13 protein-coding genes are annotated in these 15,682 nt (G+C 74.8%); 5 read left to right on the top strand and 8 right to left on the bottom strand.

Annotation, left to right across the window (positions count from 1 at the left end; genetic code table 11):
* Positions 1–52: 52 nt before the first annotated feature.
* On the bottom strand, positions 53–838 hold the full coding sequence (locus tag ACIOD1_RS12430; RefSeq protein WP_401901853.1) for a trypsin-like serine peptidase: 786 nt from the start codon (positions 836–838) through the stop codon (positions 53–55).
* A gap of 110 nt (positions 839–948) precedes the next feature.
* On the bottom strand, positions 949–2,409 hold the full coding sequence (locus tag ACIOD1_RS12425; protein WP_401901850.1) for a hypothetical protein: 1,461 nt from the start codon (positions 2,407–2,409) through the stop codon (positions 949–951).
* Between the two features lie 160 nt (positions 2,410–2,569).
* Between ACIOD1_RS12425 and ACIOD1_RS12420 the strand changes: the two genes are divergently transcribed.
* Both ACIOD1_RS12420 and ACIOD1_RS12415 read left to right on the top strand, forming a co-directional pair.
* Positions 2,570–3,859, top strand: a complete 1,290-nt coding sequence (locus tag ACIOD1_RS12420) for a bifunctional GNAT family N-acetyltransferase/ATP-binding protein (protein WP_365623607.1) — start codon at positions 2,570–2,572, stop codon at positions 3,857–3,859.
* Between the two features lie 429 nt (positions 3,860–4,288).
* Positions 4,289–4,615: a DUF6191 domain-containing protein gene (locus ACIOD1_RS12415; RefSeq protein WP_365623605.1), complete on the top strand. Its 327-nt coding sequence runs from the start codon at positions 4,289–4,291 to the stop codon at positions 4,613–4,615.
* On the opposite strand, the gene ACIOD1_RS12410 is transcribed toward ACIOD1_RS12415, so the two are convergent.
* From ACIOD1_RS12410 to ACIOD1_RS12390, 5 genes are all read right to left on the bottom strand, one after another.
* On the bottom strand, positions 4,597–5,403 hold the full coding sequence (locus ACIOD1_RS12410; protein ID WP_401901848.1) for a hypothetical protein: 807 nt from the start codon (positions 5,401–5,403) through the stop codon (positions 4,597–4,599). The two genes, ACIOD1_RS12415 and ACIOD1_RS12410, sit on opposite strands and share 19 nt — an antisense overlap.
* Complete coding sequence (locus ACIOD1_RS12405; protein ID WP_401901846.1) at positions 5,400–7,016, bottom strand: serine/threonine-protein kinase; 1,617 nt, start codon at positions 7,014–7,016, stop codon at positions 5,400–5,402. Before ACIOD1_RS12405 ends, ACIOD1_RS12410 begins: the two co-directional genes overlap by 4 nt.
* 149 nt (positions 7,017–7,165) lie before the next feature.
* Entirely contained in the window at positions 7,166–8,422 is a 1,257-nt protein-coding gene (locus ACIOD1_RS12400; protein WP_365623599.1) for a Tm-1-like ATP-binding domain-containing protein, read from the bottom strand.
* A gap of 48 nt (positions 8,423–8,470) precedes the next feature.
* Positions 8,471–8,962: an NUDIX domain-containing protein gene (locus tag ACIOD1_RS12395; RefSeq protein WP_365623597.1), complete on the bottom strand. Its 492-nt coding sequence runs from the start codon at positions 8,960–8,962 to the stop codon at positions 8,471–8,473.
* A gap of 99 nt (positions 8,963–9,061) precedes the next feature.
* Complete coding sequence (locus tag ACIOD1_RS12390) at positions 9,062–10,156, bottom strand: cation diffusion facilitator family transporter (protein WP_401901844.1); 1,095 nt, start codon at positions 10,154–10,156, stop codon at positions 9,062–9,064.
* Between the two features lie 173 nt (positions 10,157–10,329).
* On the opposite strand from ACIOD1_RS12390, the gene ACIOD1_RS12385 reads away from it, so the two are divergent.
* Genes ACIOD1_RS12385 through ACIOD1_RS12375 form a run of 3 tightly spaced genes read left to right on the top strand, consistent with a single transcriptional unit; the run spans position 10,330 to position 14,326 of the window.
* Positions 10,330–12,756 carry an FHA domain-containing protein gene (locus ACIOD1_RS12385; RefSeq protein ID WP_401901842.1) on the top strand — a complete coding sequence of 809 codons (2,427 nt, stop codon included), beginning with the start codon at positions 10,330–10,332 and terminating at the stop codon, positions 12,754–12,756.
* An 8-nt stretch (positions 12,757–12,764) separates the two neighbouring features.
* On the top strand, positions 12,765–13,388 hold the full coding sequence (locus ACIOD1_RS12380; RefSeq protein ID WP_365623591.1) for a hypothetical protein: 624 nt from the start codon (positions 12,765–12,767) through the stop codon (positions 13,386–13,388).
* Positions 13,388–14,326: a serine/threonine-protein kinase gene (locus ACIOD1_RS12375; RefSeq protein ID WP_365623589.1), complete on the top strand. Its 939-nt coding sequence runs from the start codon at positions 13,388–13,390 to the stop codon at positions 14,324–14,326. Before ACIOD1_RS12380 ends, ACIOD1_RS12375 begins: the two co-directional genes overlap by 1 nt.
* Here the strand turns inward: ACIOD1_RS12375 and ACIOD1_RS12370 are convergent.
* Positions 14,323–15,615 carry a streptophobe family protein gene (locus tag ACIOD1_RS12370; protein WP_365623587.1) on the bottom strand — a complete coding sequence of 431 codons (1,293 nt, stop codon included), beginning with the start codon at positions 15,613–15,615 and terminating at the stop codon, positions 14,323–14,325. The genes ACIOD1_RS12375 and ACIOD1_RS12370 overlap by 4 nt on opposite strands.
* Between the last annotated feature and the right edge of the window lie 67 nt (positions 15,616–15,682).

Raw genomic sequence — 15,682 nt, 5'->3', positions numbered from 1 at the left:
GAACGGCTCCCGGTCGGCTCAGGATCACGGCCGGGGGACCTCCAGGGCCCGCTCAGCCCGCCGAGACCGCCGCCTCCCGGTACAGCTCCAACGCCTGGTCGCCCATCACCGCGCTGTACGAGACCTCCGGGACCGTACCGCCGCCCTCGTACCCGCCGAGGACCCCCGTCAGGGCCCCGTTCGCCAGCCACGGGCTGCCACTGGTGCCACCGCTGAGGTCGGGGCAGTCGATCCGGCGCTGGGTCGGGGAGAAGAGGCCGGTGGTGTTGGAGCAGCGCAGCGGCGCGCTCTCGGCGCTCGGGTAGCCGACGATCGACACCGTCACGTCGTCCGGCTGCTCCGTGGCCACCGGGAACCCGCCGACGACGTCCTCGACGTTCGCGCCACCGGACTCGCCCCGGTCCACCGGGACCACCGTCGCGAAGGCGATGTCGTCGTCGGGGTCCTCGCCGTCCGTCCACTCCGGGGCCATGTAGACGCCCGTCACCCGCCAGGTCCCGTACGGGGCCGCACCGTCCCGGTAGCCCGGGGCGAAGACGGTGGTGTCCGGGTTGTCGAGGCAGTGCGCGGCGGTGGCGATCACATCGCGGTCGGCGCTGCGCACCACGGCGGCGGTGCAGAAGTGGCCGCCGTCGAGGTCGTCGGCGAACAGGGCGCCCACCCGGGCGGAGGTGGGATCGGGCAGGGCCTCGGCGGTGACCCCCAGCGGGGGGAGGGCCACGGCGTCGGGCAGGTCCACGCTCAGCAGGGAGGCCATCGCGGCCGACGCGAGCAGGATCCGGGACGCACGCCGGGCGCGGTGACGGCCGGCCTGTCGGGGGAGGATGCGCGGGATCATGCACCCGAGCCTTCCCGGTGAAACTGTGTCCACCGCCCGGATCTCCGTATGAATACGCTGTGAATCCCGAACCGGCGCCCAGGCGTCCTCCCGGTCTCCCCCGGGGCGGCTCAGTCCCGGCGCTCGTACACCGTCACCCGGCGCCCCCGCACCTGGCGGTCCTCGACCACGCTGAACCGCTCCCGCAGCACCTGCGCCTTGACCTGGTCGCGGCGCGCCCCCGGCGGCTTCGCCACCCCCTCCGCGTCCGTGACCAGCAGCACCCGGCGCCGCTCCAGCAGGGCGGCCCGGATCCGGGCCGCGTCCGCCTCCTCGCCCTTCAACGTCCCCGAGGCGGCCGGGGCGTCGGCCAGCGCCACGTCGGCCAGGCCCGCGAAGGCCGCCGGCGACACCAGGGCGGTGTCCCGCCGCGCGGCCGGTACGAAGAGCACCGCGTCCCCGTCCCGCTTGAGCCGGGCCACCTCGCCGGCCACGCGGAGCACGTCGTCCACGCGGCTGGCGGGGTCCCGCTTGGCCAGTTCCACCGGGAGCAGGGCCAGCGTCGTTACCGCGATCACCCCCGGCACGAGCAGGGCCGACGCGCGCGGCAGCCGGGGCCGGGCCGCCCGTACGGCCGCTCCCAGCCCGGCGCCGATCAGCAGGGACAGACCGACCATGGAGAACAGCACGTAGCGGTCCAGGAACAGCGGCTGCGCCAGCGAGATCCCGATCAGCGCCGACTGCGGCACCACCAGCAGCGGCAGCCCGACGGCCGCCGCCGACACCCGGCCCCGGGTCGGCCGGTCGGCCCACGCGCCCGGGGCGCCGACCACCAGCAGCAGGGCGGGACCGATCATCATGTGCCAGGTCAGCGGGGGGATCCAGGACACCTGGTCGGACTGGCCCCGGCTGAACAGCACCAGCGGCAGCGCCCCCACCACCGCGCCCGCCCCGGCGACGGCCCAGCGCGCCCACACCCCGCGCCCGACCCGCACCCACCACAGGGTCGCCGCGTGCGCGGGCAGGGCCAGCAGCGAGAGCCAGTTCAGCAGGGCGCACAGCAGCACGAGGCACCCGTACGCCGTCCAGCGCGTCCGGGTCCGCCGGCCGGCCGGTCGGTTCCCGAGGAGGGACACCAGCAGCAGGGTCGACAGCGCGACCCCGGCCGCGACCAGGGCGTAGGGCCGCCCCTCCTGGAGGTAGAACTGCACGGCGGGCAGCAGCCCCAGCGCCGTCCCGGCCGCGATCCCGGCCCACGGCCCGGCCAGCCGGCGGCCGATCAGCGCCACGCAGACGGCGGCGCCCGCGCACGCGAGCACGGACGGCAGCCGCAGGGTGGTGGTGCTCGCCCCGAACACCTCGAAGAGGCCGTGCATGAGCAGGTAGTAGAGCCCGTGGACGGCGTCGACGTTGCCGAGCATCGCCCATATCTCGGCCGTCGACCGTCCGGCGACCTGCCAGGTGGCGGCCTCGTCCCGCCACACGCTGTCCTGCCGGGAGAGCCCCCACAGGCCGAGGCCGAGGGTCCACAGGGCGGGCAACAGCCAGACGAGGTACGGGCGCCGTGGACCGGTCGACATGTGAGAAGTCATGAAGGCGGGCGGATCCTCGGGCTGATGTTCGGGCGGATCGCACCAGTCTATGGACGTCGCGGACGGTTTCCGGACGGCCTGTTGTGCACGACGGAGCGTGAACGCCGGCCCCTCCCGCCCCTAGCCTCGCCGCAGGAGTACGAACGAGGGGCGGTACCCGGTGAACTGGCTCATCCACGACTACCGCGAGGGCGATCTCGCGGCAGTGGTCCATCTGATCGACACCACGGCGGAACTCGGCCAGGAGTCGGTCTTCTCGCTCGCCGAGTGCATCAGCGCGCTCACCGACCGCCAGCCCTGCGTGGTGGCCGTCCACCAGGGAGTCCCGATCGGCGCCGCCCTCGCCTGTGTGACGGGGGAGCGGGCCTGGGTCATGCGCATCGCCATCGCGGCCGGCTGGCGCGGCCGGGGCCTCGCCAGCGCCCTGCTCGTCGAGTTGGAACGGCGGCTCATCGCCGCCCGGGTCGGCAGGATCGCGTACGTCCTGCCCGAGGAGGACCTCCTCGGCGAGGGACTCCTCAACGCCGGCTACACCCGTCAGCCCGCCGTCGCCTACTTCGAGAAGACCGAGCCGCTGCACGGACCGGCCGCCGGCCTCCTCGACGACCTCGGGGGCCGCTTCCTGCCCAACGACCTGTGGACCAAGGTCGCCGGCATGGAGACGGAGAAGGACCTCATCGAACGCCGCGTGGTCCTGCCGCTCGCCGAACCGGAACGGGCCGCCTCGCACGGGGTCCGCCCGCCGCGCGCCATCACCCTCTTCGGGCCGCCCGGCACCGGCAAGACCACCTTCGCCCGCGCCATCGCCTCCCGGCTCGGCTGGCCCTTCGTGGAACTGCTGCCCTCCCGCCTCGCGGACGGCGGCAACCTCGCCACGGCGCTGCGCGACGCCTTCGCCCGGATCGCCGAGTTGGAGCGGGTCCTCGTCTTCATCGACGAGGTCGAGGAGATAGCGCCCGTCCGCAGCGAGCCCGCGCAGCCCGGCGGGATGCACGGGGTGACCAACGAGCTGCTGAAGCTCATCCCGGGCTTCCGGGAGGGCGACGAGCGGCTGTTGGTCTGCGCGACCAACTCCATCCGCTCCCTCGACCCCGCCTTCCTGCGACCGGGGCGCTTCGACTACCTGATCCCGATCGGCACCCCGGACGCCGGGGCGCGCGCCGCGATCTGGTCCCGTTACACGGCGGGACGCGCCGACGTGGACGTGGCGGCGCTGGTGGCGGCGACCGAGCTGTTCACCCCGGCCGACATCGAGCACGCGGCCCGGATCGCGGCCCAGGTCTCCTTCGAACGGGACCTGGAGGCGGTCGGCGCGCGCGGCGCGGCGGCGGCGCAACTGGGGGCGAGCACGCGGGACTACCTGGCGGCCGTGGCCCAGTGCCGGCCGACCGTGACCCCGGCCATGACGGGGGAGTTCCAGGCCGACATCACCGCGCACGCGCGGTTCTGAGGCGCCTGGTTCCCAGAGACTCCGTCCCCCGGTTGCGGCGGGGGACGGACATGCGAAACGGCCCGCAGCCACTCCCCAAAGCGGCTGCGGGCCTCCCGCGCGGACTTGGCATCCGTGCGGGACGGTCACGTTCCGGTTGGGGTGTTCGCCGGCTGGAACGTGACACGCAGGGTGCCGGAGGGCGTCCTGTACGCCCTCGTCAACATCTACGAGTCAACCAGCGGGCGGGGTGTCCGGGCTTCGGCCGTACGGCCACACCGCACCCGGCCGAAAGTACGGGAACGGGTCCCGTCGCCGGGGGCCGAAGGTCCCGCCCGGACGCCCGGACGCCCGGACGCCCGGACGCCCGGACCCGGGCCGGGGAGCGGGCCGGCCCGATCGGGAGCGGGGCCTGTGCCCCCCGGACGACCGGCGGGCTACGGTCGGGCCATGGGTTTCGCCGTCTTCATGACACTGCCGGGCCTCGCGATCGTGCTCACCACGATGGCCTTCTTGGACCTGGCGCTCGTCCGCGCGGGCCGGGCGGGCATGCTGCCGTGGCGGTGGAGCGGACGGCAGGGCCAGATCTCCTCCACCGGGTTCGAGCAGCTGCACGCGAGCTTCTCGCCCGGCAAACAGCACGAGTTGAAGGAACGGCGCAGCGCCCTCGTGATGCGCGACGACGAGGAGGACGGCGCGCCCCCGCACTCCCGCGTCGACCTCGACGGCGGCCTCGCCGTGATCCGGCTCCCCGGCCTTCAGGGGCGGCAGGCGTAGGTGAACTCCACGGCGGCCGAGTGGCGGGACGGGGACGTCACGAGGACCTCGGCGCGGGCCGGGTAGGTGCCGGTGCCCCGGAAGGTCCACAGCAGGTGCAGCGTGGCCTCGTGCCGCCCGCTCGGGACCCGTTCCGTCAGCTCCTGCGAGGTGGTCCCGTCGCTGCGGAGCCAGTGGTAGGTGAGCACGCCCGGGCGCCCGTTCGTCCGTACGACGGCCACCACATCGGCCGCCGAGTCGCAGGCCGGCCCCTGCGGATCGGTGGTCACCGCCACGTCCCGCACCTCGACGGCGGGCCCGAACCGCTGCCAGCCCAGGTAGGCGAGCACCGCCGCCAGGACCACCACGGCCAGGGTGTAGCGCCGCCATCCGAGCCGCCGCCGGGCGGGCCGCGGCGGGCCGGGCAGCACCGGGAACGGTGCGGGCAGGGACGCCGTCACCCCGGGACCGAAGCGCATGACCGACCCCTCCACCCGGTCGGGGGCGGAGTCCGCCGGGGGCGGCGGCCCGGAGAACCAGTGGCTGCCGAGGACCGTCGCGCTGTAGCCGTCGTCCTCCGCGCGCGGGGCCACGACGACCGGGCCGCCCTCCGGCACGGTGAGGGCCTCGGGCTCGCCCCGGCCCGGGGCCGGCGACCCGAGCGCGGCCTCCCGCACGGTGAGGGCCTCGGGCTCGGCCTCCCGCACGGTGGGGGCGTCGTCGGTCTTGCGCAGGGTCACGCCCTCGGCGCCGACCTCGCGCAGGGTCGGGGCGTCCTCGCCCTCGCGCCGGGTGGGGGAGTCGCTCATCGGGGGACCTCCTGGACCTGGCAGCGGAGCAGCAGTTGCGAGTCGGACGCCGAGCCGCTGCCCGAAGCGGGCTTCGTGGTGACCCGGACGGTGCCGTAACAGCCCCGCCCCCGACTGAAGGCGTGCGTCCGGACCACCGGCGCGGAGCCGGCCGGGACGGTGAAGCTTTCCGTGCCGTCGGCGACCGCGCGGCTGCCCGGGGCGTCGCCGAGGAACCACTCCAGGACCACCGTCACCGAGCCGGTGCCCTGCGTCGCGAGGGACACGGTGGCGTCGCCCCGGTAGACCCCGGGCCGCAGGGACACGTCGAGCTTGGTCACCCGGAGCGTCGGGGTGGGGGTCGGCGTCGGCGTCGGGGACCAGGACACCGTCGGGCTCGTCGAAGGCGTCGTGGTGGGCGAGTACGTCGGGCTCGCCGTGATCGAGGCACTGGGCGAGGGGGAGGCGGAGGGGCTCGCGCTCGGCGAGGGGGAGGGGGAGGGCGAGGTCGAGGAGGACGGGGACGCGGTCGGGCCGGGACCCGGCGAGGCCGGTCCGGGCGGGGCCGCGCTGCTCGTCGCGAAGGAGCTGAGTGCCGAGGCCCCGGGCGCCGTGCCGCCGATCGCGTCCGTCGTCAGCACCAGTACGGCGCCGACGACCAGTGCCAGGCCCGCCGCGATCCAGCCCCCGCGGCCCGGTGTCCAGGCGGAGGAGTGACCGATCGAGGTGGTGGCCACCGCCGTGGTGCCCGCCGCGGCCGGCGCCGCGGACGGGAACAGCAACGGGAGCAGGGCGGCCAGCGCGGCCAGCTTGCGCTGCCCGCGCTCCTCCCAGTCCGGTCCGTACGCCGCCAGCGCGACCTGCTCCAGCTCGGCCACGAAGGCCTCGGCGTTCGCCGGCCGTTGTTCGGGCCGCTTGGCCAGACCGCGACGGATCAACGGGCGGACCGGCTCGGGCGCCTCCGTCTCCGGGACGGGCGCCTCGACGTGCTGGACGGCCAGCTCCGCGAAGTTCTCCCCGTCGAAGGGCTTGCGGCCGGTCAGGCACTCGAAGAAGGTCGCCGTCGCCGCGTACACGTCGGCCGCCGGGGAGGCCGGATGCCCCTGCCACTGCTCGGGGGCCATGTAGGCGGGCGTGCCCGCGACCCCGGGGGTGCTGCCGCGGTCCGCCGCGATCCCGAAGTCCACGAGCTTGGAGGAGCCGTCGGCCGCCACCAGGACGTTCTCCGGCTTGTAGTCACGGTGCACGACGCCGGTCCGGTGGGCGGCGGCCAGGCCCAGCAGCGAGCCCTTCAGCACCAGCAGCGCCGCCTCCGCGTCCGTCCGGCCGGACCGCTTCAGCAGGGCCCGCAGGGAGATGCCGTCGACCAGCTCCATCACGATCGCGGCGCCGCCCGGCGCCTCCACGTACTCGTACAGACCCACCACGTACGGGGAGTCGAGCCCGCCCAGCAGCCGGGCCTCGGCCCGGAACTCGCGGACGAAGGCCGGGTCGCGGCGGAGCTGCTCGGAGAGGTACTTCACCGCGACCGCCGTGCCCGTGCCGTCGTGGACGGCGAGCACGACCCTGCCGCTGCCGCCCGCGCCGAGCTCCCGGACCTGCGTGTATCCGGGTACCGTCCAGCCGTTGTCCATCGTTGCCCCCGTCCGTGGCGCCCCGGGCCACCCGAAGGGGCCGACCGGTCGTCCCCCGACCGGCCATCACCGAGGACACAGTTTGCGCCATGACCGGTTCCCGGTGCGCCACACGTCTCGCGGTGCGGACCCGGGCGGGCCGGGACGGGTCAGGCCGCGGCCGACACCGCCCCGATCATGGCGTGCAGCCGGTCGGCCGCCGCCCGCCCGAAGGCCGGGTCGTTGATGTGGGTGTCGTAGTCGTACAACCGGGCCGCGCTGCCCCGCAACCCCTCCCGCAGTGCCGTGAACAGCGCCCGGTCCGCGCCGGGGTCGTGGTAGGGGCCGCCCGGCGCCCCGAGGGTGGACAGTCCGCGCAGCGGCAGGCACACCGCCGTCGGCCCGGTGGCCGGGCGGAGTTTGGCGGCGACCCGGCGCCCCAGCTCGGCGCACTCGGCCTCGGTCGTACGGATCACCGTGATCGACGGGTTGTGGACGCGGACCCGCCGGTAGCGGGCCCGCTCGGGCAGGGTCTCCAGCGGGCCGAACTTCACCATGTCCAGCGCCCCCAGGCTCACCACCTGCGGGACCCCGGCCCGCCCGGCCGCGCTCAACCGGTCGGGGCCGGCCGAGAGGATCCCGCCGCACAGGTCGTCGGCGATCTCGCTGAGGGTCAGGTCCAGCACTCCCGCGAAGATCCCCTGCCCGGCCAGGGTCTCCAGGGTGCGCCCACCGGTGCCGCTGACGTGGAACACCAGTACCTCGTAGCCGAGTTCGGTCAGTCGTTCCCGGGCCGCGTCCACGCCGATCGTGGTGACCCCCGCCATGCTCGCCGCGATCAAGGGCCTGCCGCCCGCGGCCGGCCCGGTCGGGCCGCGCAGCTCGGAGGAGACCCGCTCGAAGCCCTTGGCCATCCCGGCGACCGCCTCCACGGCGTTGGCCAGCACCGGGGCCGAGATGCTGTTGATCCCGGCGATGTCCACCACGCTGTACATCATGGTGATGTCCGCCGACCCGACGTAGGGGGCCACGTCCCCCGACGCCATCGAGGAGACCATCACCTTCGGCACGCCCAGCGGCAGCGCCCGCATCGCCCGGGTGGCGATGGAGGTTCCGCCGCTGCCCCCGATCGCGAGCACGCCGTGCAGCCGGCCCTCGGCGTGCAGGCGCAAGAGGGTGGCCTCGGCGCCCCGGGCCATGGTGGTGACGGCGGCGCCCCGGTCGGCCGCCGCCCGTAGTTCCGACAGTTCCGTCCCCGCGGCCCGGGCCACCTCCGCGCGGGGCACGTCCGCGGGCACACGGGGGTCGCCCATGATCCCCGTGTCGACCAGTAGCACTTCGACGCCGGTGCGCAACAGCCTCTCGCGCAGCCAGCCGTACTCGACACCCTTGGTGTCCAAGGTTCCCACCAGCACGACGCTCGTCATAAGTGCAATGTCCACGCAGGTGGGGTTTATTGGCAAGTAAAGGTCGGGTCAACCCTTCAGGAGTACCAACAGTCGCTCCAGGAACGGGATTTGAGGGATCATCAGTTTGGTTCGGGCCAAGGGCGGGGCGAACCAGGCCACGCGGTCCAGCTCGGGGAACTCCTGCTCCCGCCCCGAGTGCGGCGGCCACTCCATGGAGAAGGTGCCCGGAACCACCAGCTCGGGATCGAGATCGGCCTCCACCGCCCAGATGGTGACCAGCTTCCCGCTGGTCAGCAGCACCTCGCCCAGCGGCAGGTACGGGCCCTCCGGCGGGGCCAGCCCCAACTCCTCGGCGAACTCCCGCCGGGCCGCGGCCCGGGGGGTCTCCTCCGGCCCGTACTCGCCCTTGGGAATCCCCCAGCCGCCGTTGTCCCGGGACTCCCACAGGGGGCCGCCCAGGTGTCCGAGCAGGACCTCCACGCCGTCGTCGCCCGGGGCGCCGGTCCTGCGGAACAGCAGCAGGCCGGCACTGCGCTTGCGCACCTTCGGTTCCGTCATGGGGGCATACATGCCCAGTGCGACCCGCGCCGCACGCCTCGTACGGGTGCGGCCCCCCGGAGCGCGCGGGCCCGCGGCCCCAGTGCGGAGCCGGAGCCGTCAGTGCGCGTGCGGGCCCTGGCGGTGCACCGGCCCGTGGGCGTCGGCGCAGTGCGCGTCGCCCCCGTCGGGCAGCGTGCCGGCCCGGCCGACCGTGAGCAGCGCGTCCTGGACGTGGTCCACCTGGAGCGTGGTGTGGGTGACCCCGTACTCCTTGGCGAGCAGCGCCTCCAGGTCGCGGCGCACGGCGTGGCAGTCGCCCTCCGGTTCCACCAGCACGTGCGCCGAGAGCGCCGCCTGACCGGAGGTGATCGTCCAGATGTGCAGGTCGTGGACCTCGGTGACGGGCGGCTGCCCGACGAGGCGGTCGCCGACCGCGTCCGGGTCCAGGTGCGCCGGGGCCGCCTCCAGGAAGATCCGTCCGGACTCGCGGACCAGGCCGTAGCCCGCCCGGAACATCAGCGCCACCACCACGAGGGTCGCGATGGCGTCGGCCTGCACGAAGCCGGTGGTGAGCACGATCAGACCGGCCACCGCCGTCCCGATGAAGGCGAAGAGGTCGTTCAGGACGTGCTGGTAGGCGCCCTCCACCGCGAGGGAGGAACGGTTGGCCCGGGACATGCACCAGGCCGCGCCCACGTTCACGACGATGCCCGCCAGCGCGGTCGCCAGCACCGGCCCGCCCGCCACCGGCGGCGGATCCATCAGCCGGCGCACCGCCTCATAGGCCAGCCAGGCCCCCAGCAGCAGCAGGGTCAGCCCGTTGGCCTGCGCGGAGAGTATCTCCGCGCGCTTGAGGCCGAAGGTGAACCCGCCGCGCGCGGGGCGCGCCGCCAGCCGCATCGCGACCAGGGCCAGGACGATCGACACGGCGTCGGTGAGCATGTGCGCGGCGTCCGAGATCAGGGCCAGCGAGTGGACCATGACGCCGATGACCACCTCGACGGCCATGAAGCCGACGATCAGGCCGAGCGCGATGCCCAGCCAGCGACGGTCCGCGTCCGGGTCCACGCCGTGGCTGTGCCCGCCGTGCCCGTGCCCGTGCCCGCCGTGCCCACCGTGGCCGTGCGCGTCGTGGTCCGGGCCGTCGTGCTCGTGGTCCGGTCCCACGTACTCGTACTCGTACTCGTCGTGCGCGTGGTCGTGCGCGCTCATGGCTTCCCCCGTGCGTTCGGTTCCGACGCGTGAAGTGAAGCGCACCTGGGCGGGATCGGCAAAGGCTGCAACGGGGACCGTTGTCATTACCTTTAAGACCCGCCTGACCTGCGACGATTCCCCGAGAGTCGCGGTCCGGTGCCGGTCGGGTCGGATCGTGGGAAAATCGCCCCATGGTCCAGCGCCCCGGTGCGGTGACCGCGCCAGAACTCGTCCTGGAGACCGCCAGGGGCTCCACACGCATGAACCCGGCCCGGATCTACCACGTCGGCCGCGACCCCCTCTGCGAGGTCTGCCTCGACGACGCCCGCGTCTCCTGGCACCACGCGGTCCTGCGCCCCGACGGGGACCACTGGACCGTCGAGGACGAGGACAGCACCAACGGGACCTGGGCCGACGGCCACCGGATCCACGCCCTGACGGTCGGCCCCGGCAGCGAACTGCGCTTCGGCAGCGCGCGGGACGGCCCGCGCGCCCTCCTCGTAGGTCGTACGCCGCCACCCGCACCACTCACCGCGCGCGCGTCCGCCCCCGCCCGGCCCGCCGACGGAGCGGGCGACGGGCCCGCCGCCCGGCCCGCCGACCGTCCCTCCCGGCTCAGCGTCCCCTCCCTCACCGGCACCTTCCGCCGCCCCACCACCGTCCGCCCCCTGCCACCCCGCACCTCCCTGAGGATCGGCCGCGACCCGACCAACGACCTGGTCGTCGACGACCTCGTGGTCTCCCGCCGGCACGCCGAACTGCGCGCCCTGCCCGACGGCACCTACGAGATCGCCGACCTCGGCAGCCACAACGGCACCTACCTCAACGGCGCCCCCGTCGGCCGCGCCCGCATCGCCGAGGGCGACATCGTCGGCATCGGCCACACGGCGTTCTGCCTCGTCGGAGACCGGCTCCAGGAGTACGTGGACACCGGCGAGGTCTCCCTCGACGTCCAGGAACTGGCCGTCTCCGTCGACCACGGCGCCAAGACCCTGCTGGACCACGTCTCCTTCCCCGTCGGGTCCAAATGCCTCCTCGCCGTCGTCGGCCCCAGCGGCGCCGGCAAGTCGACCCTGCTCGGCGCCCTCACGGGCCTGCGCCCCGCCGACCACGGCACCGTCCTCTACGACGGCCGCGACCTCTACCGCGACTACGCCGAACTGCGCGGCCGCATCGGCCTCGTCCCCCAGGACGACATCCTGCACGCGCAGCTCACCGTCCGCCGGGCCCTCACCTACGCCGCCGAGCTGCGCTTCCCCCAGGACACCGCCAAGGCCGAACGCCAGGCCCGCGTCGACGAGGTGATCCGCGAACTCGGCCTGGAACAGCGCGCCCAGCAGACCATCCACAGCCTCTCCGGAGGCCAGCGCAAGCGGGTGTCCGTCGCGCTGGAACTGCTGACGAAACCCTCCCTGCTGTTCCTCGACGAACCCACCTCCGGCCTCGACCCCGGCATGGACCGCTCGGTGATGCACATGCTGCGCGGTCTCGCCGACGACAGCCGCACCGTCATCGTCGTCACCCACAGCGTGCTCAGCCTCGACGTCTGCGACCGGCTGCTCGTCCTCGCCCCCGGAGGCCGCGTCGCCTGGTTCGGGCCGCCCGACGAGGCCCTCGCCTTCTTCGGGTTCGACCAGTGGCCCGAGGCCTTCGAAGCCTTCGAGAACGACCGGGACCGCGACTGGGCCGGCCGGTACGCCGCGTCCCCGCAGTACCACCGCTACGGCGCGGGCGCGGCCCGCCGACCCCGGGCCGACGCGGACCGGTCGGGCCCGGCGGGCTTCGCCCCCGCCCCGCCCAAGGCCCAGAGCCGGCGCTCCCAGCTGTCCACCCTGGTCCGCCGCTACGCCGCCGCGCTCGGCGCCGACCGCACTTTCCTCGCCATCATGATCGCGCTGCCCTTCGTGATGGGTGCCATGGCCCGCGCCCTCGCCGGCAGCGCCCTCACCCAGGAGACGGCGATCAACGCCCTGCTCATCCTCTGCGTGGGTGGCGTCCTGACGGGCGCCGCCAACGCCGTACGGGAACTGGTCAAGGAGCGGGCCATCTACCAGCGCGAACGCGCCGTCGGACTGTCCAGATCCGCCTACCTGATGTCCAAGGTGGTCGTGCTGGGCGCGATCACCGTGGCCCAGGCCGTGGTCCTGACCCTCGTCGCCCTCTTCGGGGTGCGGCTCGGCGCCCCGGGCGGACACGGGGTCTTCCTGCCACCCCTCCTGGAGATCACCCTCGTGGTGGCCCTGCTCGCCTTCACCGCGATGATGCTCGGCCTGCTGGTGTCCGCGCTGGTGCGCAAGGAGGAGGTCACCATGCCGTTGCTGGTGCTCCTCGCCATCGTGCAGGTGGTCTTCTGCGGGGCGCTGCTCCCGCTCGACGGGGTGCCGGTCATCGGGCAACTGGCCTGGTTGGTGCCCTCCCGCTGGGCGCTCGGCGCCATGGCGGGCACCATCGACCTCGCCCGGATCCTGCCCGGCCCCCTCACCGACGACCCCCTCTTCGCCCACTCCGGCGGCGTCTGGCTGCTGAACGTGGGGATGCTGATCGTCCTGTCCGCGCTGTTCGGGCTGCTGGTCGCGCGGCTCCTGCGCCGCCACGAGCCCGCGATCATGCGGAAGTAGGCCGGACGATGTCAGAGCAGCCGACCGGCGGCCCGGCGGATCCCGCCGACGCCTTCCGCCCCACGCACGTGGTGCCCCCCGACGGGCTGCCCGCGTGGGAGGGCCCCGGGGCCTCCCGTCCCACGGCCCCGCTGGACGCCTTCCTGCCCGTACGGCTGCTGTCCCGGCATGGGGACTGGGGGGAGGTCCTCTGCGCGAACGGCTGGTCGGCCTGGGTGGACGGAAGGCTCCTGGTGGCGGTCCCGCAGCCGCCCCCCACCACCGGGCGGCCCCTCGCCCGCGCCGAGGACCCCGGCCCGCTCCTGGACCGGACCGCCGAGGCCCTGGAGCGCTACCGCCGGGCGGCGCGAACCGGCCCCGACGGCGAGGGCTTCCGACGCGCGGTCCGGGGCCTGCGCGCCGGGATCGTGATCGACGGGGAGTCCGTGTGGGTCTACGAGGAGTCGGCGCGACGGTGGCTGTACGCGGACGGGAGCCGCCCCACCACCTACGCGGTCGCCTCGGAACCGGGAGCGCCGCCCGCGCCGCAGCCGCCGCCGGGCGGAGCCGACCCCGGGGCGCGGGCCGACGTACGCGAGGCTCCGCACGAGCCCACCCGGATCGCCGACGCCCCTGAACCGGGAGGGCGCTGATGGGCGCCGCCGACGCGTCCGCGGACCGGGCTCCGCAGCCGCCGGGCCGGCAGATCGCCGGGTACCTGCTGGAGGGCGAGATCGGGCGCGGCGGCATGGCGGTGGTCCACCGCGCCCGGGACCTGCGCCTGGACCGCACCGTGGCGCTGAAGCTGTTGGCCCCCGAACTGGCCCGCAACGACGCCTTCCGGCAGCGGTTCGCGCACGAGTCGAAGGTGGCGGCGGCCATAGACCACCCGCACATCGTGCCCGTCTTCGAAGCGGGCGAGGCGGACGGGCTGCTGTTCATCGCCATGCGCTACGTCGCCGGACAGGACCTGCGCGCCCTGCTGGACCGTACGGGTCCGCTCCCGGCCGACGCGGTCGCGCGGATCGCCGGCCAGGTGGCCTCGGCCCTCGACGCCGCCCACGCCCACGACCTGGTGCACCGGGACGTGAAACCCGGCAACATCCTGGTCGCGGAGGGAACGGACAGCGAACACCCCGAGCACGTCTACCTGACGGACTTCGGACTGACGAAGAAGTCGCTGTCGCTGACCGGGTTCACGACCGTGGGGCAGTTCGTCGGGACCCTGGACTACGTGGCGCCCGAGCAGATCTCCGGCAAACCGGTCGACGGGCGCTGCGACGTGTACGGCCTGGGGTGCGTGGTCTTCGAAATGCTGACCGGCGGCCCGCCCTTCCGGCGCGACGACGACCTGGCGCTGCTCTGGGCCCACCAGTACGATCCGCCGCCCGCGCCGTCCTCGCTCCGCCCGGAGCTGACGCCGGCCGTGGACGAGGCCGTGGCGAAGGCCCTCGCGAAGGCCCCCGAGGACCGCTGGCCGACCTGCCTGGACTTCACGGCGGCCCTGCGCACGGCAGCCGCCGCGCCCCCGGGACCGCCTCCCGCTCCCGAGCCGGAGCCGCCCCCGGCGTGGGCGCGGGCGGTGTTCTAGGCCGGCGGGGCGGAGGCGGGCGGGGCGGATCCGGGGGGCGCGGGCGCCCAGGGGCCGCGGTGGCGCAGGGGGCGGGCGACGACGGCGCCGAGGAAGCCGGCGAGGGCGCCCCACAGCAGCGCCAGGCCCGTGGTGCGCCCGAGGTGCGCGGTGAGGTCGACCCGGCCGCCCAGACCTCCCACGTCACCGAGTCCCAGCAGGGACAGGCCGAACTGCGCCTGGACGCGGCCCAGCAGGCACACCGTCACGGTGGCCGCGGCCAGCGCCACCGCCAGGTGCAGGGCGTGCCGCCAAGGGGCCACGCCGGCGGGGGAGCGTACGGCGGCCAGGACACCCGTGCCGAGCAACAGGACGGCCGCCACCACGACCAGCCACCACGCCCGGGGGTCGCGTTGCGCCAGGGAGGCCACGTCCAGGGTGGTCGGGTCCGGGCCGCGCAGCACCAGGTCGAGCAGGTGGGGCACGGGCAGGCCGAAGGGGCCCTCGACCCGGCCGTGCCAGGCCCCGCCGAAGCCCAGGGTGAGGGCGAGCCAGGCCAGGTTCGGCAGGCCGAGCAGCGCCACCGCGAGGGTCCGGGCGGGGTGTCCCTGGGTGGCGGCCACGACCACGGCGACCACGGCGGCGAGCGCCACGTAGGACAGGAGGAGGACGGTGGTGGCGAAGGCGGCCGGGCGCACCGCCGTGTGGAAGCGCAACAGCCCGGGCGGGAGCGGGGCGCGGCGTGAGACGAGCAGCGAGACCAGCAACAGGCCCAGGATCCACAGCAGTCCGAAGAACAGGGTGGCGGGCAGGTCCGCGCGGAAGCCCACGGTGGGCGCGGAGTCCAGGAATTCCCCGATCTCCCCGATCTCGCCGAGCGAGGGATCGCCGGTGGACAGGGCGAAGGTGTGACGGGCCAGGAGGGCGAAGACGGCCAGCAGGACCAGCCACAGGGCCGCCGATCCGGCGGCCCTCAAGGCGAGGTGGCGGGCCGTGACCACGGCGTGGTGGCGCAGGGGGCGCAGGAAGAGGCAGCCGACGGTGAGGGCGCCCGCCAGGCTCACCGACAGCGGGAGCACGGACAGGCTCGCGTCGGCCCCCGCCAGGATTCCGGCGTCGCCGAAGACGCCGACCGAGCCGCCGGCCGCCATCACGACCACGGCCGCCACCACCCGCGGGAAGGCGCCGCCGGGCAGGTCACCCGCTCCGGCGCACGCGAGTCCCGCCGCGGCCACCGCGGTCATCACCGCGAAGCCCGCCACGACGGCGACGAGGGCGTCGCGCCAGGCCCTCGGGGAGGTACGGCTCATCCCGCAACGGTGGCACCCCCCGCTTGCGGGCACCACCCGGACGACGCTCAATGGTCCGCAGGGCGCG

It is taken from the genome of Streptomyces sp. NPDC088097 (genome assembly GCF_044741845.1).
Taxonomy (GTDB): Bacteria; Actinomycetota; Actinomycetes; order Streptomycetales; family Streptomycetaceae; genus Streptomyces.
Note: the sequence above shows the minus strand (reverse complement) of the source record. Positions and strands in the feature narration are given on the sequence as shown.